This window comes from Kitasatospora sp. NPDC005856 (assembly GCF_040629945.1).
Taxonomy (GTDB): domain Bacteria; phylum Actinomycetota; class Actinomycetes; order Streptomycetales; family Streptomycetaceae; genus Kitasatospora.
The window spans coordinates 24,077-43,072 of record NZ_JBEXWT010000013.1 but is presented as its reverse complement, the minus strand read 5'-3'; the positions used below and the strand labels follow the sequence as shown (position 1 = coordinate 43,072).

The window sequence follows — 18,996 nt, the reverse complement described above, 5'->3', positions numbered from 1 at the left end:
GCGCGGCGGTGGGTTCCCGGCAGCGGGACGGGCCGGGAGGCCCCGGCCGAACGATCACCGGTACGAGCCTCGCGAGAGTGAGCGGCACAGTATGCCCTGCCCTGTCGCCCGATCGCCGGAATATGCCCGAAGCGCTTGCTGAGGTCCCTCCCCCCGCCCATCCTGAGGCGTATTCGTGTCGCGGCCGGTGCCCGACCGACGAGACGGCGCGGACGAGTGGGCGCGGACGGACGGACCGGGCGGGCGCCCGGGCACGGCTCGGGTGGTGCCGGGCGACGTGCGAGGGCCCGCCGGCCGATCCGACCCGATCGGGACTAAGGCCGAACTGCGAGTGCGGGTGGTGGAGCGGTGCAGGTTCTTCAGGTACAGCTGGCGGTGCAGGCTGACCCCGCCGAGGTCGGCCGGGCCCGCCGGTGGGTGCGCTCGCGGCTGCTGAACCACGGGGTGGACCCGGATGCGCCGATGGCCGAGACGGTGGTGCTGGTGGTGTCGGAGCTGGTGACCAACGCCGTGGTGCACACCGGCTGTCCGGCGGTGCTGAGACTCTGTCTGCCGATGGCCGACGGCCCCCGGGAGGACGGACCGGCCGCCCCGCTGCGGGTGGAGGTCGTCGACGCGAGCCAGGCCCCCCCGACGCCGCGGCACGCCGGCGCGGACGAGGACGCGACCAACGGGCGCGGCCTGGAGCTGGTCGAACTGCTCTGCGAGCGCTGGGGATGGTACCCGGACGGCCCGGGCAAGCGGGTCTGGTGCGAGATCGGCAGCGACGCCCGCCCCGCGGATCCGCTGGCCGACGTGGACTGGGCGGCATTGGCGCAATAGCGGCTTTCGCGACGGCCGTCGGACCGTGCCGCGCCCGGTGCTGATCACCGGCCGAAAGGTGACGCAACCATTCCGAATTTCCGACTACCCATTGACGTGACGTATCCGACTGATCACGCTTGGGTGCGGCGCTCCGTCGCGAGGGGACGCCGAGGGGACGTCCGTCCACCGCCGCGGTGCTGCTGTCCAGGGGATTCGGGGGCCGGCAGGGGGGACCGCGGGCGGCCGGTCGCGGACCGCTCCTCGGCGAGTGCGGAGGGTGTGGCGCGGAATCAGGGTGTGCGCGCCGGGGTTGGATGGCGGCCTGCCGCACCGTGCTCGGGGCACGCGCGGCCTGCCGCCATCCGATCCGCCGCCGGGTCGCGACGTGATCCGGCCACCGCTCGGGCGGTTCCCGGGCCGTGCTCAGGAAGCGCGTCGGGCGGAAGCCCCGGGGACGGCCCGGCTCTCGGGGACGGCCGGGTTCTCGGGTCCGCCCTCGGGGAAGGGCGGGAGGGCGCGGAAGGTGCGCCGGTAGGCGCTCGGTGCGACGTCGAGCCGGCCGCGCAGCTGCAGCCGCAGCGAGGCGGCGGTGCCGAAACCGGACTCCCGGGCGACCTGGTCGATCGTCAGATCGGTCCGCTCCAGCAACTGGCGGGCCCGCTCGGTGCGCTGGGTGGTGATCCACTGGCCGGGGCTGGCGCCGGTCTCCTCGCGGAAGCGCCGGGTGAAGGTCCGTACGCTCATCCCCGCCCGGTCGGCGAGCCGGCGCAGCGCCAGAGGCCGGTCCAGGTTCTCCAGCGCCCAGGCGCGCACCGCGGCGGTGCCGCTGCCGCCGGAGTCCACCGGGCTCGGGGCCTCCACGTACTGCTTCTGGCCGCCCTCGCGCCACGGCGGCACCAGGCAGTTGCGGGCCACCGCGTTGGCCACCGCGCTGCCGTGGTCGCGGCGCACCACGTGCAGGCACAGGTCCACCCCGGCGGCCACCCCGCCGGAGGTGAGGACGTCGCCGTCGTCGGTGTAGAGCACGTCGGGGTCCAGCCGCACCTCGGGGAACATCCGGGCGAAGCGCTCGGTGTAGCGCCAGTGGGTGGTGGCCGGGCGGCCGTCCAGCAGGCCGGCGGCGGCCAGGATGAAGGAGCCGGTGCAGATCGACATCAGTCGGGTGCCGGGCCGGATCCGGGCCAGCGCGGCGGCCAGGGCCGGGGTGAAGCAGGCGTCGGCGACGGCCGGAGCGGAGTCCGCGGAGGCCGGGATCAGCACGGTGTCCGCCCGTTCCAGCAGTTCGGGCCCGTGGTCGACCATGATCCGGAAGTCGGCGCTGGTGGTGACCGGCCGCCCGTCCAGGGTGCAGGTGGCCACCTCGTACAGCGGCCGTCCGGCCGGGTCCTTGGCGCCGCCGAAGATGCGGGCGGGGATGCCGAGTTCGAAGGCGATCACGCCCTCCAGGGCGAGTACCGCGACCAGGTGTGCCATGCCGTCCCCTCGGGCGTCGGTGGGTCCGGGCCAGGGTACTGCGGGCCGTGGCCCGAATCTTGCGAAAGCTGTCATTCAGGCCACTCGTCCGGCCCCGGGCGGCCCGGAACACTCGTTCGCGTGACCGAACGCAGCGCCCTCACCCCCACACCCCGCTCCGAACCGCCCGCCCCCGCCGAGCGCCCCCGGGTGCACTACGCCTGGGTGGTGGCCGGCGTCTCCCTGCTCGTCCTGCTCGGCTCGGCCGGGTTCCGCTCCGCACCGAGCCTGATGATGGACGCCCTGCACAACGAGTTCGGCTGGTCGCTCGGGACGATCTCCAGCGCCACCTCCGTCAACCTGACGCTCTACGGCCTCACCGCTCCCTTCGCCGCCGCCCTGATGGACCGTTTCGGGGTGCGCCTGGTGGTGGTCTGCGCGCTGCTGACCATCTCGGTCGGCTCCGGGCTGACCATGCTGATGCGCGAGCCCTGGCAACTGGTGCTCTGCTGGGGCGTGCTGGTCGGCCTCGGCAGCGGCTCGATGGCCGGCGCCTTCGCCACCACCATCACCGGCCGCTGGTTCCAGGCCCGACAGGGCCTGGTCACCGGGGTGCTGACGGCCGCCGGAGCGGCGGGGAACCTGGTCTTCCTGCCGGTCGGCGCCTGGCTGGTCGAACAGCACGGCTGGCGCTCGGCCGTGGTCGTGGTCTCGCTCGCCGCCAGCGCCGTCGCCGTCCCGGTCCTGCTGCTGATGCGCGAGCGCCCCGCCGACCTCGGCCTGCTCCCGTACGGCGCGACCGAGGCCCCGGCCGCTCCGGTCGCCGGCGGCCGCGCCCTGGCCCGCTCGCTGCGGGTGCTGCGGAACGCCGCGCGCGTTCGGGCGTTCTGGCTGCTGGCCGGATCCTTCGCGATCTGCGGCGCCACCACCGCCGGCCTGGTCGGCACCCACTTCATCCCGGCCGCGCACGACCACGGCATGCCGGTCACCACCGCCGCGAGCCTGCTCGCCCTGATCGGGGTGTTCGACGTGCTCGGCACCGTCTTCAGCGGCTGGCTCACCGACCGGGTCGACTCCCGGCTGCTGCTGACCGTCTACTACGGGCTGCGCGGCCTGTCCCTGCTCCTGCTGCCGCAGCTGCTGGCCGGATCGCTCCAGCCGCCGATCCTCGCCTTCGTGATCTTCTACGGTCTGGACTGGGTGGCCACCGTGCCGCCGACCGTCGCGCTGTGCCGCCGGCACTTCGGCGAGGACGCCCCGATCGTCTTCGGCTGGGTGCTCGCCGCCCACCAGATCGGCGCGGCCGTCGTCGCCGGGCTGGCGGGGCTGGCCCGTGACGCGCTCGGCAACTACGACCTCACCTGGTACGGCGCCGGCGCGCTGTGCGCGGTCGCGGTCGGGCTCTGCCTGGCGCTGCGCGGCGGGCGGGCCGAGCGGGCGGTGCCGGCCCTCCCGTGACGGGCGGACCGTGCCGGTGGCCGGCCGGTCCGCGTGCCGGGGGTGATGCCGGACCTCCCGGTAGGACCGTCGTACCGGAGGTCTAGGCTCCGATTCATGGTGCTCACCTTCACCCTGGACCCGAAGCTCGACCCCGATCTGCGGACGGACATCGTCCGGCTGTGGGCCGACGTTACCAACACCGGCGGGGCGGTCGGATTCGTGGCGCCGGTCACCGAGGAGGAGGTCTGGGACACCGCCGAACGTCAGTTCGCCGGGGTCGAGCCGGACGGCCCGGACCGGTTGCTGGTCGCGCACGAGAGCGCGACGGGCCGCCTGGTCGGTGTGCTGTTCTTCGAGTCGATGCGCTTCGACCTCATGGAGCACTGGCGGATGCTCAAGCGGGTCATGGTGCACCCCGACTTCCAGGGCCTGGGCCACGGCGCCCGACTGCTCGCCGAGGCCGAGCGGGTGGCCCGGGGGTGGGGCCTGGAGTCGCTGCGGCTCACCGCGCGCGGCGGCCTGGGGCTGGAGCGGTTCTACGCCCGCAGCGGCTACCAGGAGGTCGGCCGGGTGCCGGCCGCGATCCGGGTCGCCCCCGGGGACTACCGGGACGACATCACCATGTGGCTCGACCTGCGCTGAGGACGGCCCCGCCGGAGCCGGGCGGGCCGGATCGGGTGCCCCGTGCCCCGCTCCGGCTGTCAGGCATGCTTGACTGGAGGACCGGCCCCAGCGCAACGAAGAAGGATGTGTCGAGTGACCAGCAACGGCCCGGAGAAGTCGCACGCCACGCTCCGCTACACCTCCCTGCGGGTCAGCATCTTCCTCGGCTGCCTGCTGGTGGCCCTGTTGCTCGGGCACTTCCAGATCATCCCGGTCAGTGGTGAGGCCGGCATGATCTTCCTGTTCCTGCTGGCCGCGGTCGCCTCCGCGCCGCTCAGCTACGCGCTGCTGAGCAAGCAGCGCGACGAGATGTCCACGCAGATCAGCGGCAAGGTCTCCGGGATGCGCAACCGGACCGCCGATCGGATCGCCGCGCAGAACGCCGAAGAGGACGCCGTCGACGACGCCGCCCGCGCGGCCGCCGCCGGCCAGAGCTGACCCCGGCCCCGCCCCGGAGCCCGGCCGCCGTGCCCGCCACCCGAGACTCCGTGCCGTCCGAGCCGCCCGAGCCGCCCGCCGAGCGGGCCTCCGCCGAGCCGCCGTCCGTCGAGGGGGCCTCCGTGGAGGGAGTCTCCGTGGGGGGAGCACCCGCCGAGCAGCCGCCCACCGAGGGGGCCTCCGTCGAGGGGGCGCTCGGCACTTGGCCGGCCCCCGTCCGGCGGCCCACCGGGCGGGACGTGGCGCGGCTCGCCGGGGTCTCCCAGGCCACCGTCTCCCTGGTCTTCTCCGGTGCCGAGGCCGGCCGACGGGTCTCCGAGGCCACCCGGGAGCGGGTCCGGCAGGCCGCGCGCAGCCTCGGCTACCGTCCGCAGGCGGCCGGGCGCCAGCTGCGGCTCGGCCGCAGCGGGATGATCCTGCTGGCCGTTCCCAACCTCCAGGGCCCGTTCTTCGGCCGGGTGCTGGAAGGCGTCCACGAGGAGGCCGGCCGCAACGGCCTGGCCGTCGTGGTCAGCTCCGGCTGGGGCAGCGCCACCCTTGCCGAGGCCGCCACCGCCGGCCGCTTCGACGGCCTGCTGATCTGCTCCCCGGACGACAGCCAGCTCGGTGAGCTGCCCGTCGACACCCCGGCCGTCTTCCTGGACGCCGACCCCGGCACCGACCGGTCGCGTCCCACCGTCGAGCTCGACGTGGCCGGCGGGATGCGTGCCGCGGTCGAGCACCTGGCCGAGCTCGGCCACCGCCGGATCGGCCGGCTGCGCTCCAGCCACTCCGCCTACACCTTCCGGGTCCGGCAGGCCGCCTTCGAGCAGGCCGTCCGTGAACTCGGCCTGGACGTGGTGGAGTTGGGCGTGAGCCTGAACGACGGCCACCGGGCCGCGCGGACCGTCGCGGGCCGGCTGCTGGAGCGGGCGGACCGGCCGCGGGCGGTGATCTGCGACGACGACGTGGTCGCCTCCGGGGTCTACCAGGCCGCCGCCGAGCTCGGACTGCGGGTGCCGGAGGACCTGTCGGTGGTCGGCATGGACAACGTCGCGGTGGCCGCGCTGCTCGCCCCGCCGTTGACCACCGTCGACCTGCCCGGTGAGGAGCTGGGCCGGGCGGGCGCGGCCGCGCTGGCGGCCCTGCTGCGCGGGGAGCGGGTGGCGCCGGTCGAGCCGCTGGCCACCTCGCTGGTGCTGCGCTCCTCCACGGAGCCGGCCGGAACGGCCTCGGCCGGTCGGTAACGGTCGGTAACGGTCCGTCGGACGGCCCGGCCGGCGGCCTGACGGGCGGCCCGACGGACGGCCTGACGGACGGCCCGACGGGCGGCTCGTCGTCGAGCGAGCCGACGAGAACGGGTGAGCCCGGTCTGCTGCCGGCCGCGCTCGGTGCCGCCGCCCCGGGCTTCGGCCTGCTGTCCACGGTGATCGCCCGGTGCCGGTGGGGCCGCCACAGCTGATCAGCCGTAGATGAGGGACAGGACTGCGCCCGCCGGCCAGACCACCGACGGGCGCAGTCGTTCGTGGGGGTGGGTCAGCCCACCGGGACGGGCTGCGCGGTCGGGGCGAGCGGCGCCGGGTGGAACCAGCGCCGGGCACCGAACAGCACCAGCCCGCCGAGTGCGATCCCGCCCACCGCGCAGAGCGCCACCGAGCGCAGCGAGCCCTCGGCGAGCTTGCCGGAGACGGCGTAGCCGAGCGAGTTGCCGGTGGCGAACAGCGTCACCAGCCAGGCGAAGGCCTCGGTGACGGTGCCGGTCGGCGCCAGTTCGGCGACCAGGACGAACGCCGCCGCCAGCAGCGGGGCCAGCATGATCCCGGAGAGGAAGGCCAGGGCGGCCATCGGGTACGGCCCGGGCAGGATGACCAGCGGCGGGTAGGAGGCGGCCATCGCGAGGGCCATCACCCAGGTGCGGGTGGCGGTGGTCTGCCGCCACTTGACCGCGCCGTAGGCGAGTGCGCCGAGCAGGCCGCCGAGCGCCGCCAGCGCCAGCAGGGTGCCTCCGCCGCCGGGCAGCGCGCCGACGTGCCGCTCGGCGTAGGCGATGAACAGCACGTTCTGCCCACCGACCGCCCAGCCGGCCCCGGCCAGTCCGACCAGCAGCAGCACCAGTCCGGGGGAGCGCAGCGGCCCGAGCAGTCCGGCGGACTGCTCCCGCGCCGGGGCGCGCCAGGTCCTGGCGGGTCCGGCGGTGGCCACGATCAGCGCGCCGGCCAGCCCGAGTCCGGCGGCCACCCAGAGTGCGGCGACCGGGCTGAAGAGCCCCGAGATGGTGGCGACGGCCAGCGGGCCGGCCACGTAGAGGATCTGCTGGGAGGCCGAGTCGAAGGCGTAGGCGGTGTCGAGCTGCTCCTCCTCGACCACGTCCGGCCAGAGCGAGCGCAGGCAGGGCTCCAGCGGGGGCATGGCGAGGCCGGCGATCGCGGCCCCGACCGGCGCACCGATCGCGGAGCCGGGCGCGAGGGCGAGCAGTGCGTACCCGCCGCCGGCCACCACGGCGGAGGCGAGCAGGACGCGCGGCTGTCCGGTGCGGTCCACGATCCGTCCGAGCACCGGGCCGCCGATGGCGGCGGCGATCGCGTAGGCGGAGGTGGCCAGTCCGACCCGGCCGTACGCGACACCGGCGTCGCGCAGGGCGAGGGCGATGACGAGGGCGGTCATGCCGGCGGGCAGGCGGCCGAGCAGGGTGCCGAGCAGCAGGCGGGTGACGTGCGGGGCTCGGAGCAGGGCGAGGTAGCCCATCGGCGTCCTCTCCGGGTGGGCAGGCAGGGGCGGGGACGCCGCAAAGTTATACGTATAACTGTTCAGCGGTCAATCGGGCCGCCGAGTCGTCCTGATGGGGCGTCAGCTTCGTTCGTATCCGGAGTTGGGGTTCGTGGCCGGGTCGCGGCGGGCATGTGCTCTGCGTGACCTCAAACAAGTACTTTGAACATCTCAAACCTTTGCTGCTAACGTATCGGCCATGACAGCCTCAGACGCACTGCGGATGCACGGCCCGGGCCTTCGGCCCGCCGCCGCCCGCCCGTGTGCTCTGACCGGTGCTGTGGACAGCCCGCGCCGTTGTCGCGCCCTGCGCTGTACCTCCCTGAGCTGTATCGCGGCGGCACGCCCCTGACCGGGGCCCGATCCTTCCCGTCCGGCCCCGCGCCGTGCCGCCTGCTCCGCCCCGCCTCACCGTCAGCAACGCCCTCCCCCGGAGACGCTCCCCCATGTCCACAGCGCCCGAGGCGACCTCGTCGCCGTCCCTGCTCGCCCGCATCCGAAAGACGCCCTTCTGGGTGCAGATCGTCGCCGGCCTCGTGCTCGGCGTCGGCCTGGGCTACCTGGCCCGCGCCGCCGACATCTCCTGGCTGGCCACCACCCTGGAGACCATCGGCAAGATCTTCGTCCAGCTGCTCAAGCTGGCCGTCCCGCCGCTGGTGTTCACCGCGATCGTGGTGAGCGTCGCCAACCTGCGCAACGTGACCAACGCGGCCCGCCTGGCCACCCGTACGCTGCTCTGGTTCATGATCACCGGGCTGATCGCGGTCGGCATCGGCCTGGGCCTGGGCCTGCTGACCAACCCGGGCGAGGGCACCAACCTGAAGACCGAGGGCCTCAAGGCGCTCGACTCCAAGGGCTCCTGGATCGACTTCCTGACCGGGATCTTCCCGACCAACATCGTCGACACCTTCGCCAAGGTGAACGTGCTCCAGATCGTCTTCCTGGCGGTCGTGGTCGGTGCGGCGATCATCAAGCTCGGCGCCAAGGCCGAGCCGGTCCTGAAGCTCAGCGAGTCCGTGCTGGAGCTGACCCAGACCGCGCTGTGGTGGGTCATCCGGCTCTCCCCGCTCGGCACCCTCGGCCTGATCGGCAAGTCCGTCGCCAAGTACGGCTGGGACCTGCTGAAGCCCTTCGCCACGCTGACCCTGGACATCTACGTCGGCTGCGCGCTGGTCCTGTTCGTCGTCTACTCGCTGGTGCTGCGCTTCGCCGCCGGACTCAACCCGCTGCACTTCTACAAGGGCGCCTGGCCCGCGATCCAGCTGGCCTTCGTCTCCCGGTCCTCGGTCGGCACCCTGCCGGTCACCCGCCGCGTGACCGAGCGCCTCGGCGTCCCGAGCGAGTACGCCTCCTTCTCCGTGCCGTTCGGCGCCACCACCAAGATGGACGGTTGCGCCGCGATCTACCCGGCCATCGCCGCGATCTTCGTCGCGCAGGTCTACAACATCGAGCTGGGCATCAAGGACTACATCCTGATCGCCTTCGTCTCGGTGGTCGGCTCGGCCGCCACCGCGGGCCTCACCGGTGCGATCGTCATGCTGACGCTGACCCTGTCCACCCTGGGCCTGCCGCTGGAGGGTGTCGGCCTGCTGCTCGCCATCGACCCGATCCTGGACATGATGCGCACCGCGACCAACGTCGCCGGTCAGGTCGTCGTGCCGATCGTGGTCGCCGCCCGGGAGCGGATCCTGGACGTCACCGCGTACAACAACCCCTCCGGGGACCTGTACGAGGAGGACGCGAAGCCGGCCGTCGCCGCCGGCCAGGGCGGCGCGGCTCCGGTCGCGGCCTGAGGCTCGGGCCTGACGTCGTGGCCTGACGTCGTGGCCTGAGGCTGCGGTCCGAGGTTCGCGGTCCGAGGTTTGTGGCCCGAAGTTCGTGGCCCGAGGTTGAACGTGCGGTCGAACGCCAGAGGGGACGTTCGACCGGCATGACGGAAAGGGCCCTCTCCCGGTGACGGGGGAGGGCCCTTTCCGCATTCCCGAGCTCCGTGCCCGAACTTCGTCACGGGCCACGGTTTTCGAAAAGGCAGGGGGCCCGCCGGATGGGCGGGCCCCCTTGGGTACTGCTCTTGTGCTCATGGTGGCGGCTGTCGGGAGCCGCCGGCGGACCCGTACGGGTCCCGAGCGATCAGATCATCAGAGGATGGTCAGACAGCGGTGACGTTCTCCGCCTGCGGGCCCTTCGGGCCCTGGGTGACGTCGAAGGTGACCGTCTGGTTCTCCTCCAGCGAACGGAAGCCGTTCGCGTTGATGGCGGAGTAGTGAACGAAGACGTCGGGGCCGCCGCCATCCTGGGCGATGAAGCCGAAGCCCTTCTCAGCGTTGAACCACTTGACGGTTCCCTGAGCCATGCCGTTCTCCTTGCGATGCGTGTCGGGGGCCACACCGTGTGACACCCGGTCCGCTGCGCTGATCGCCCTGCCTCCGGACGTGTCCGAAATTTTTCGATATTGCTGAAAAACTACAAAAAGCCTGCGGTTACATGCTCCGCAGGCTTCAAGTACTGCAAGGGGAATCAAACTGCAACTGAGGGCAACGCTAGCATGCGGCCGCTGTGACGACCAGAGGTCACTTGTGGCGTGGAAGGCGCGTGTCGTAAGGGCGGGGAGCGGGTACGGAAAGGCGCTTCGACGGTGCTTCCACGGCGCTTCGGCGGTGCTTCGACGGCGCGTGAGGGCGTGTCGGGTGGCCGGTGCGAGCCGCCGTGAACAGCAGGCATACGCTGCGGGGAGGCACGAACAGCAAGGGAGCGGCGCAGTGGCAGCACCGGAAGCACAGACACCGGACGCGCGGACGCGAGAGCCCCAGGAGAACACCCCGGTCAGGCCGCGCGTCGGCCACATTCAGTTCCTGAACTGCGTTCCCCTCTACTGGGGGCTCGCCAGGACCGGGAACCTGCTCGACCTGGACCTCACCAAGGACACCCCGGAGAAGCTGAGCGACCAGCTCGTCGACGGCACCCTGGACATCGGCCCGATCACCTGCGTGGAGTACCTGCGCAACGCGGACGACCTGCTGGTCCTGCCGGACATCGCGGTCGGCAGTGACGGCCCGGTGATGTCCTGCCTGATCGTCAGCAAGGTGCCGCTCGCCGACCTCGACGGCCGCCGGGTCGCCCTCGGCTCCACCAGCCGCACCTCCGTGCGGCTCGCCCGGCTGCTCCTGGAGGAGCGCGAGGGCGTGCGCCCGGACTACTTCAGCTGCCCGCCGGACCTCAGCGCGATGCTCGCCGAGGCCGACGCCGCCGTCCTGATCGGCGACCCGGCCCTGCGCGCCTACCTCGGTCAGGCCGCCGACCTCGGGCTGACCGTCCACGACCTCGGCGAGATGTGGAAGGAGTGGACCGGCCTGCCCTTCGTCTTCGCCGTCTGGGCGGTTCGGCGGGAGTTCGCCGAACGCGCCCCGGAACTGACCGCCGCGGTGCACCGGGCCTTCCTGGAGTCCCGCGACCTGTCGCTGGTCGAGGCGGCCAAGGTCGCCGAGCAGGCCGCCCGCTGGGAGGCCTTCGGGGCGGACGTGCTGGAGCGGTACTTCAGCGAGGCGCTCGACTTCTCGCTCGGCGAGCGGCAGCTCGCGGGCGTCACGGAGTTCGCCCGGCGGGTCGCGCACGACAGCGGGTTCGCCCCGGACGTCGCGGTGCGGCTGTTGGAACCGGTGGCGTTGCCGCTGGAGGTGTAGGGGCGGGCGGGCGGGCGTACGGGCCGGAGGCGGTCCTCTTCGTTCCCGGCCCCGGCCTGCTCCCGGCCGTGACCCTGCGTCTGGCCGTGACCCTGCTCCTGGCCCCTGGCCCCTGGTCCTGCTCCCGGCCCCTGGTCCTGCTCCCGGCCCCGGTCCTGCTCCCGGTCCCGGTCCCGGACGACAAGCCCGGTGCCGCGCGGCCCGTGCGCAGTTCAGCGGGCTGACGCGGGCGGCGGAATGTGCTGGCGTAGGCTGGTTCGGCCGTACCCGAGTAGCACTTGTAGAGAGAGAAGGCCGCCAGGTGACCGAGCTCGCAGCGACCACCCTCGATGCGTCCAGCACCGACCTGAAGGCCGTGCTCGACCGCGCCGCGGCCGGTGGCCGGATCACCCCGGAGGAGGCGCTGGAGCTCTACCGCTCGGCGCCGCTGCACGCGCTCGGCTCCGCCGCCGACGCGGTGCGCCGCCGTCGCTACGCGGGTACCGAGCACATCGCGACGTACATCATCGAGCGCAACATCAACTACACCAACGTCTGCGTGACGGCGTGCAAGTTCTGCGCCTTCTACGTGCCGCCGAAGAGCGACAAGGGCTGGTCCCGTGAGCTCGACGAGATCCTGCGCCGCTGCGCCGAGACGGTCGAGCTGGGCGGCACCCAGATCATGTTCCAGGGCGGCCACCACCCGGACTACGGCGTGGAGTACTACGAGCGCGCGTTCTCGGCGATCAAGGCCGACTTCCCGGAGCTGGTGATCCACTCGCTGGGCGCCTCCGAGGTCGAGCACATGGCGCGGATCTCGGGCGTCTCCGTCGAGGAGGCCATCACCCGGATCCACAAGGCCGGCCTGGACTCCTTCGCCGGCGCCGGCGCCGAGCTGCTGCCGGAGCGGCCGCGCAAGGCGATCGCCCCGCTGAAGGAGTCCGGCGAGCGCTGGCTGGAGATCATGGAGATCGCCCACGGCCTCGGCGTGGAGTCCACCTCCACCATGCTGATGGGCACCGGCGAGACCAACGCCGAGCGGATCGAGCACCTGCGGATGATCCGCGACGTGCAGGACCGCACCGGCGGCTTCCGGGCCTTCATCCCGTACACCTACCAGCCGCAGAACAACCACCTGAAGGGCTCGACCCAGGCCACCGTCTTCGAGTACCTGCGGATGATCGCGATCGCCCGCCTGTTCCTCGACAACGTCGCCCACATCCAGGGCTCCTGGCTCACCACCGGCAAGGAGGCCGGCCAGCTGTCGCTGCACTACGGTGCGGACGACCTCGGGTCCGTCATGCTGGAGGAGAACGTCGTCTCGGCGGCGGGCGCCAAGCACCGCTCCAACCTCACCGAGCTGATCCACCTCATCCGGGCCGCCGACCGCGTCCCGGCGCAGCGCTCGACCACGTACGAGCACCTGCGGGTGCTGGACGACCCGGCCAACGACCCGGTCGACCCGCGGGTCGCCTCGCACATCGCCTCCACGGCGATCGAGGGCGGCACCGCGCACCCCGAGCTGAAGATCCTGGACAACTGAGTCCTCTTCTCCTCCAGGCCCTCGCCGGGCCGGCGTCGTTGATGGCGATGCCGGTGCCGGTGCCGGTGCCGGTGTCGTTGCCCTAGCCGTTGTCGTCGAAGTCGAAGGCGCTGTTGTGCTGACTCTGCACCGGGCGGCGTTGGTGCTGCCCGATCCGGCCGATCCCACCGCCCCGTCCATCGCCGACGGGGCGGTGGTGGTGCGTGGCGAGCTGGTGGAAGCGGTCGGGCCCTACGGGGAGCTGACGGCCGCGCACCCGGGCGCGCGGGTGCGGGACTGGGGTGCGGCCGTGCTCACCCCCGGGCTGCGCAATCCGTACGGGCACTGGCTGCTGGAACGTGCGTACCACCCCGATCCCCGGGAGGAGGTCGGCGTCGAGCCGGTGGCGGACGGGCTGGCCGGGTCCACGGACGAGGCGCGGTGCGGGGCCAGCGCGCGGCGGGGACTGCAGCGGATGCTCGGGTACGGAGTGACGGCGGTGGCCGGGCCCTTCGAGCGGGCCTCGGTACGGACGGCGGTGACGCGGTCGGGGGTCGTCGGGCTGCCCGTTCCGTCCGGTCCGTCCGGTCCGTCCGGTCCGTCCGGTCCGGTCAGGCCGGTTGGGCCAGTCGATGCCGTCGGTTCGTCAGGAGAGCCGGGTGGCGCGGACGAGGGGCCGCTGGACCCGCTGGCCGTCCTGTCGCTCGCGGAGGCCGTGTACGGGCGGGTGGCGGCCGGGGGCCGGGCGGACTTCGCGGTGTTCGCGGGCCCGGAGCCGGTGGCGGGCGGGTGCCTGGCCACGGTGCTGGGCGGGCGGTTGGTGTACCGCCGGCGGTGAGACGGTCGTCACGGAGGTGTGACGTACTCGTCAGTAGCCGGATTTCCTTGCCGCGCACGGGACTTCCTTCGTGTGCACCCGAACTCCGGTGCCGACGGCGGAGAGTGATTGTCTCTTCATCGTGACCTGAGGGCCCGCCAGCGGATACGATCCCGGACAGCTCACTCCGTACCCTCACCACACCACCGCCCGCGCCGCGGGTGGCGGGGCCGTGTCCCCGGCCCCGAAGGCAAGCCAGGACAGGAACCATGCGAACCGCGACCGTTCCCCCGCCGCGCATCCCGCGGTTGGGCCGTGGTTGGTACCTCGCCGCCGTGCTCAGCGCCGTGCTGGCCGTCGGCATGTGCCTGCTGGGTTGGCGCCAGGCCGACCAGGCCGACCGGATCGAGGCGCACCCGGTGAGAGTCGAGGGGGTCGTCACCCAGCTCCCGACCGGCGGCGGCACCTACAGCGCCGTCAGCTACCGGGCCGGCGGGGAGTCGCACACCGCGGCCGCATTGCCGCTCTCGGACACCGCCAAGGTCGGTGACAGCATCTGCCTGGAGCACGCCGCCGACGACCCGGGCGCGGTGCGGATCTGCGGTGACACCTACCCGCAGCCGGTCGGCGTGGGCCTGGCCCGGTTCAGCGTGCCGGTGGCCGTCGTGCTCTTCGTGATCTGCGTGCTGCGCATCCGGCGGCACCACAGGGACCTCGCGGTCCGCGGCGGTCAGGGGAAGCTGGCCGCCAACCTCGCACTCGCGACGGGGGCACTGGCGGACGGGATGCCCGCGATAACGCACGGCAAGCGGTCGCGTCGGCGGCGCCGCGCGGGCGGACGGCGCGCTCAGCACTGACGGGCCCCGCCCGGCAGGGGCGGGCGCCTGACGGGTGTGGGCCGGGGTTCGGCCTTCGGCCCGGGCGGCGGCCGGGTCCGGTCCGGGTCCGGTCCGGGCCCGACCGGGGTTCTGCTTCGGGTCGGTCGGGTACGGCCGGGTCGGCTTCGGGTCGGCGTGCCCCGTTGGTCGGGGCGTTCGTGTGAGGGTGAACAATGGGGGCGTGACCCGAGCCTCTCTGGACAAGCAGCCGCACGAAGTCGCCGCCATGTTCGACGACGTCGCGGCCAAGTACGACCGCACCAACGACGTGCTCTCCCTCGGCCAGGCCCGCGCCTGGCGCCGGGCGGTGGCCGAGGCGGTGGCCGCCGGACCGGGGGACCTCGTGCTCGACCTCGGGGCCGGCACCGGCACCTCCTCGCTGCCCTTCGCCGAGGCCGGGGCCCAGGTCGTCCCGTGCGACTTCTCGGTCGGCATGCTCGCCGAGGGCAAGCGACGCCACCCCGAGCTGGCGCTCACCGCCGGCGACGCCACCCGGCTGCCGTTCGCGGACGACACCTTCGACTCGGTGACGATCTCCTTCGCGCTGCGCAACGTCCACGACACCGACGCGGGGCTGCGCGAGATGCTGCGGGTCACCAAGCCCGGCGGCAAGCTGGTGATCTGCGAGTTCTCCACCCCGGCCTGGACGCCGTTCCGGACGGTCTACACCGAGTACCTGATGCGCGCGCTGCCGCCGGTGGCCACCGCGGTCAGCAGCAACCCGGAGGCGTACGTCTACCTCGCCGAGTCCATCCGGGCCTGGCCGGACCAGCCGGGGCTGGCCGCCAGGCTCCAGGACAACGGCTGGTCGAAGGTCGCCTGGCGGAACCTGACCGGTGGGATCGTCGCGCTGCACCGGGCCTACAAGATCGCGTAGTCGGGCTCGGCCGGTCCCGGGTTGCGTGTCCGGCCCTGGCTCCGGTCCGGGGCCCGGCCCTGGTCCCGGCCCTGGTTCCGGCGCGGGGCCGGGGTGTCACGGCTCCGGGGCTCACCGCCGCTCCGGGGGCTCACGGCTCCGCGTCCACGGTTCGGGGCCGCGGTCCGACCGTCACGGCTCGACCGCGGCGGCTCGGGCCGGTGGTCGGGGGCGGGGGCGCATCCGGTGCCGTGAGCGGAACTAGACTGCCGGAGGCAAAGCCGCCGTCCCCCAGCAGCAGTTCCAGGAGTGTGTCCACGTGTCCGAGACCGCAGCCGATCTGACGAAGCCGGACAGCCCCGTGGAGAGCACGGCCGACGTCATCGTGGTCGGCGCGGGCCCGGCCGGTTCCACCACCGCCTACTACTTGGCCCAGGCCGGGCTGGACGTGCTGCTGCTGGAGAAGACCGCCTTCCCGCGTGAGAAGGTGTGCGGCGACGGCCTGACCCCGCGTGCCACCAAGCAGCTGGTGGACATGGGCATCGACGTCTCCACCGAGAACGGCTGGCTGCACAACAAGGGCCTGCGCATCATCGGCGGCGGCGTCCGGCTGGAGCTGGACTGGCCGGAGCTGTCCTCCTTCCCCGACTACGGCCTGGTGCGCAAGCGCGCCGACTTCGACGAGCTGCTGGCCCGTCAGGCCGAGAAGGCCGGCGCCCGGCTCTACGAGCGCTGCAACGTCAGCGGGCCGGTCCTGGACGAGCGCACCGGCCGGATCGTCGGCGTCACCGCCAAGCTCGGCGAGGAGAAGCGCCAGGTCACCTTCCGGGCCCCGCTGGTGGTCGCCGCCGACGGCAACTCCACCCGACTCTCGCTCGCCATGGGCCTGCACCGGCGCGAGGACCGTCCGATGGGCGTCGCCTACCGCACCTACTTCACTTCGCCGCGCCACGACGACGACTACCTGGAGTCCTGGCTGGAGCTGTGGGACACCCGCGGCGGCGAGCGCAAGCTGCTGCCCGGGTACGGCTGGGTCTTCGGCATGGGCGACGGCACCTCCAACGTCGGCCTCGGCATCCTCAACTCCTCGCCGGCCTTCGGCGAGCTGGACTGGCGCGAGGTGCTCAAGGCCTGGTGCGCCGGCATGCCGGAGGAGTGGGGCTACACCCCCGAGAACATGACCGAGCCGATCCGCGGCGCCGCACTGCCGATGGCCTTCAACCGGCAGCCGCACTACACCCGCGGTCTGCTGCTCGTCGGCGACGCGGGCGGCATGGTCAACCCCTTCAACGGCGAGGGCATCGCCTACGCGATGGAATCCGGCCAGATCGCCGCCGGAGTCATCGTGCAGGCCCTCGCCCGCGTCACCGACGGTGGTCGCGAGCGCGCCCTCCAGGCCTACCCGCGCATCCTCAAGGACGTGTACGGCGGCTACTACACGCTGGGCCGCGCTTTCGTGAAGCTCATCGGCAACCCGAAGGTGATGCAGATCGCCACCCAGCGCGGCCTCACCCACCCGATGCTGATGCGCTTCACCCTCAAGCTGCTCGCCAACCTCACCGACCCGCAGGGCGGCGACGCGATGGACCGCGTGATCAACGGCCTCGCCAGGGTCGCGCCGAACGCCTGACCTGGCTCGAACGCCAGGCCCGGCTCGAACGCCAGGCCGCTCCCGGGCGCCTGAGCTGGATCAGGCGCCCGGTTCCGGCCGGGGCGTTGCCCGTGCCTCGTCGTCTCTGCCTCGCGGCCCCTGCCGCGTCGCCCGTGCCTTGTCGCCTGTGCGCGTCGACTACGCCTCGTCGGCCGCCTGAGGTGCCTCCGGCCCCCGGCGGGAGGCGGCGGAGCGCTGTTCGACGTAGGCGAGGCGCTCGGCGAAGATCCGGGCCGCGTCGGGGGTGAGGGTCCTCAGCGCGACGAGGGCGGAGAAGACGACGTCGCAGAGCTCGTGCTGGACGTCCTCCCAGGTGTGGGTGACCCCCTTGCGCGGGTTCTGGCCGGTGGCACCGATCACCGCCGCACCGACCTCGCCGATCTCCTCGGAGAGCTTGAGGATCCGCAGCAGCCGTTCCTCCTGGGGCGACTGCGTGCTCTGCTCGTCCAGCCATCCGACCACGTGGTCGACGCTCTCCCAGATCCGGCTGTCCATGCGGCGCTGCTCCTGCTCCCATGCGGTGTCGTTGGTGCTGCCACCGTACGGGAGCGGGGGCGGGCGGGCTGGTGGCGGGCCGGGGCTGTCCGGCCCGCCCGGTCAGCGGGTGCTGATCTTCACGTTGCGGATGTTCACCGGGAGTGTGGGGAAGCCGTCGCCCGGATTGTTCTGGTCGTCCTCGCCGCCGGCGGCGATCTTCTGGAGCACGTCCAGCCCGGCGGTGACCCGGCCGAAGGGCGTGTAGGCGGGGGAGAGCTTGGTGTCCTTCCAGACGAAGAAGAACTGGCTGCCGTTGGTGTTCGGACCGGCGTTGGCCATGGCCACGGTTCCGGCCGGGTAGGTGGCGCCGGTCAGGTTCTCGTCCGGGAAGGAGTAGCCCGGGCCGCCGCTGCCCGTGCCGGTCGGGTCGCCGCACTGAAGGACGTAGATCCGCTGGGTGGTGAGGCGGTGGCAGTGGCTGCGGTCGAAGTAGTCGTGCTCGGCGAGGAATCGGAACGAGAAGGTGGTGCAGGGCGCCTTGTCGGTCAGGGCCTCGAAGGTGATCTGGCCCTGGCTGGTCCGCAGCGTCGCCCGGTAGGGCTGCGCCGCCTTCTTGGCGTCGAAGACCGGGATGCCCTTGAAGTTGTCGGCCGGGACGGCCGGTGTGTAGGTGCAGCCGACTGCGGGGGCGGCGGTCGCGGGGGCGTCCGCGACGGCGGTGCCGGTGCTCGCCGCGAGCGGGAGGACGGCGGCGACCAGCGCCCAGTGGGTGCGCTTCACGTGACGGGCCTTCCGGGGGGTGGTGGACGGCGGGGTTGTCATGGGTGCATCATCCACGGCCGGGTGGGGATGCGGTAGGGGTTGGGGCGGCCGTGGCGGTTCGGGCGGCGGTGGCGTGATGGCCTGTCAGTTCTGTTCCGTGGTGGTCGTGGTGGGAGCGAAGAGTCCGGCCCGAGCGGCCAGGGCCGCGGCGTCGGCGGCCCGCTCGGCGGTGCGGGCGTCCAGGGGCTCGCCGGAGACGAACAGGCGGTAGTAGAGCGGCGCGGTGGCGGCCCGGACCACCTCGGCGCCGTCCGTCCCGGCGGGGAGCTCCCCCCGGGCGACGGCCCGTTCGGCCACCTCGGCGGCCTGGTGGTGGCGGGCCGCGAAGAAGGCGCGGAGGGCGGCGGCGCCGGCGTCCGAGCGCTGGGCGGCGGAGATCAGCGCGATGGGCGTGCGGCCTCGCTCCGGGTCGGCGAAGACGCTGAACACCTCCTGGGTGATCCGGCGGAGGTCCTGCTGGAGGTCTCCGGTGTCGGGCAGGGGCCAGGGCTGGTCGGCCGAGGTGGCCAGGGCGTCGGCGACCAGGCCGTCCACCCCGCCCCAGCGCCGATAGAGGGTCGCCTTGTGGACGCCGGCGCGGGTGGCGACCGCCTCGACGCTGAGGCCGTCGTACCCCTTCTCGGTGACCTCGGCGAGCGTGGCGGAGACCACCTCCGCCCGGACCCGGGCGCTGCGGCCTCCCGGGCGTGGGGTGGGAGTGCGAGGTTCCGGCGCGGGGTGGGTGGCCTCAGTCAAAGTCGACTCCTGTCGCATTAAGGATTGCCGTGGCGTG

The 18,996-nt window shown here is 73.0% G+C and carries 18 protein-coding genes; 12 read left to right on the top strand and 6 right to left on the bottom strand.

What is annotated here, in order from left to right:
• Positions 1-348 precede the first annotated feature (348 nt).
• Positions 349-822 carry an ATP-binding protein gene (locus ABZ449_RS10790; RefSeq protein WP_360343531.1) on the top strand — a complete coding sequence of 158 codons (474 nt, stop codon included), beginning with the start codon at positions 349-351 and terminating at the stop codon, positions 820-822.
• A 405-nt stretch (positions 823-1,227) separates the two neighbouring features.
• Here the strand turns inward: ABZ449_RS10790 and ABZ449_RS10785 are convergent, their stop codons facing one another.
• The gene (locus tag ABZ449_RS10785) at positions 1,228-2,277 is read right to left on the bottom strand and encodes a helix-turn-helix domain-containing protein (RefSeq protein ID WP_360343528.1); all 1,050 of its coding nucleotides are present in this window, start codon (positions 2,275-2,277) and stop codon (positions 1,228-1,230) included.
• A gap of 120 nt (positions 2,278-2,397) precedes the next feature.
• On the opposite strand from ABZ449_RS10785, the gene ABZ449_RS10780 reads away from it, so the two are divergent.
• The 4 genes from ABZ449_RS10780 (at position 2,398) to ABZ449_RS10765 (ending at position 6,023) form a co-directional block, all read left to right on the top strand.
• Complete coding sequence (locus tag ABZ449_RS10780) at positions 2,398-3,714, top strand: MFS transporter (RefSeq protein WP_360343525.1); 1,317 nt, start codon at positions 2,398-2,400, stop codon at positions 3,712-3,714.
• 96 nt (positions 3,715-3,810) lie between these two features.
• On the top strand, positions 3,811-4,338 hold the full coding sequence (locus tag ABZ449_RS10775) for a GNAT family N-acetyltransferase (protein WP_360343522.1): 528 nt from the start codon (positions 3,811-3,813) through the stop codon (positions 4,336-4,338).
• A 114-nt stretch (positions 4,339-4,452) separates the two neighbouring features.
• Entirely contained in the window at positions 4,453-4,797 is a 345-nt protein-coding gene (locus tag ABZ449_RS10770; protein WP_360343519.1) for a DUF4229 domain-containing protein, read from the top strand.
• 29 nt (positions 4,798-4,826) lie between these two features.
• Positions 4,827-6,023 (top strand): LacI family DNA-binding transcriptional regulator, encoded by a 1,197-nt coding sequence (locus ABZ449_RS10765; RefSeq protein WP_360343516.1) that lies wholly within the window; start codon positions 4,827-4,829, stop codon positions 6,021-6,023.
• A 289-nt stretch (positions 6,024-6,312) separates the two neighbouring features.
• On the opposite strand, the gene ABZ449_RS10760 is transcribed toward ABZ449_RS10765, so the two are convergent.
• Positions 6,313-7,521, bottom strand: coding sequence for an MFS transporter (locus tag ABZ449_RS10760; RefSeq protein ID WP_360343513.1), 1,209 nt, complete (start codon positions 7,519-7,521; stop codon positions 6,313-6,315).
• A gap of 467 nt (positions 7,522-7,988) precedes the next feature.
• Between ABZ449_RS10760 and ABZ449_RS10755 the strand changes: the two genes are divergently transcribed.
• Positions 7,989-9,335 (top strand): dicarboxylate/amino acid:cation symporter, encoded by a 1,347-nt coding sequence (locus tag ABZ449_RS10755; RefSeq protein WP_360343510.1) that lies wholly within the window; start codon positions 7,989-7,991, stop codon positions 9,333-9,335.
• A 356-nt stretch (positions 9,336-9,691) separates the two neighbouring features.
• Here ABZ449_RS10755 and ABZ449_RS10750 read toward each other — a convergent pair whose 3' ends face one another.
• On the bottom strand, positions 9,692-9,895 hold the full coding sequence (locus ABZ449_RS10750; RefSeq protein WP_188301247.1) for a cold-shock protein: 204 nt from the start codon (positions 9,893-9,895) through the stop codon (positions 9,692-9,694).
• Between the two features lie 490 nt (positions 9,896-10,385).
• Here ABZ449_RS10750 and ABZ449_RS10745 point away from each other — a divergent pair, with 490 nt between their 5' ends.
• From ABZ449_RS10745 to ABZ449_RS10720, 6 genes are all read left to right on the top strand, one after another.
• Positions 10,386-11,222 carry a menaquinone biosynthesis protein gene (locus ABZ449_RS10745; RefSeq protein ID WP_360343799.1) on the top strand — a complete coding sequence of 279 codons (837 nt, stop codon included), beginning with the start codon at positions 10,386-10,388 and terminating at the stop codon, positions 11,220-11,222.
• 301 nt (positions 11,223-11,523) lie between these two features.
• Positions 11,524-12,744, top strand: coding sequence for a cyclic dehypoxanthinyl futalosine synthase (gene mqnC, locus ABZ449_RS10740; protein WP_360343507.1), 1,221 nt, complete (start codon positions 11,524-11,526; stop codon positions 12,742-12,744).
• A 115-nt stretch (positions 12,745-12,859) separates the two neighbouring features.
• Complete coding sequence (locus ABZ449_RS10735) at positions 12,860-13,561, top strand: hypothetical protein (protein ID WP_360343504.1); 702 nt, start codon at positions 12,860-12,862, stop codon at positions 13,559-13,561.
• Positions 13,562-13,809: 248 nt separating this feature from the next.
• Entirely contained in the window at positions 13,810-14,397 is a 588-nt protein-coding gene (locus tag ABZ449_RS10730) for a hypothetical protein (protein WP_360343501.1), read from the top strand.
• 202 nt (positions 14,398-14,599) lie between these two features.
• Entirely contained in the window at positions 14,600-15,295 is a 696-nt protein-coding gene (locus tag ABZ449_RS10725) for a demethylmenaquinone methyltransferase (protein WP_360343498.1), read from the top strand.
• Positions 15,296-15,593: 298 nt separating this feature from the next.
• A complete protein-coding gene (locus tag ABZ449_RS10720; protein WP_360343495.1) occupies positions 15,594-16,904 on the top strand; it encodes a geranylgeranyl reductase family protein in 1,311 nt (436 codons plus the stop codon).
• Between the two features lie 159 nt (positions 16,905-17,063).
• Here ABZ449_RS10720 and ABZ449_RS10715 read toward each other — a convergent pair whose 3' ends face one another.
• From ABZ449_RS10715 to ABZ449_RS10705, 3 genes are all read right to left on the bottom strand, one after another.
• Positions 17,064-17,420: a MazG-like family protein gene (locus tag ABZ449_RS10715; protein ID WP_360343492.1), complete on the bottom strand. Its 357-nt coding sequence runs from the start codon at positions 17,418-17,420 to the stop codon at positions 17,064-17,066.
• A gap of 102 nt (positions 17,421-17,522) precedes the next feature.
• Positions 17,523-18,224, bottom strand: coding sequence for a peptidylprolyl isomerase (locus ABZ449_RS10710; RefSeq protein ID WP_360343489.1), 702 nt, complete (start codon positions 18,222-18,224; stop codon positions 17,523-17,525).
• An 84-nt stretch (positions 18,225-18,308) separates the two neighbouring features.
• The gene (locus ABZ449_RS10705; RefSeq protein ID WP_360343486.1) at positions 18,309-18,959 is read right to left on the bottom strand and encodes a TetR/AcrR family transcriptional regulator; all 651 of its coding nucleotides are present in this window, start codon (positions 18,957-18,959) and stop codon (positions 18,309-18,311) included.
• Positions 18,960-18,996 lie beyond the last annotated feature (37 nt).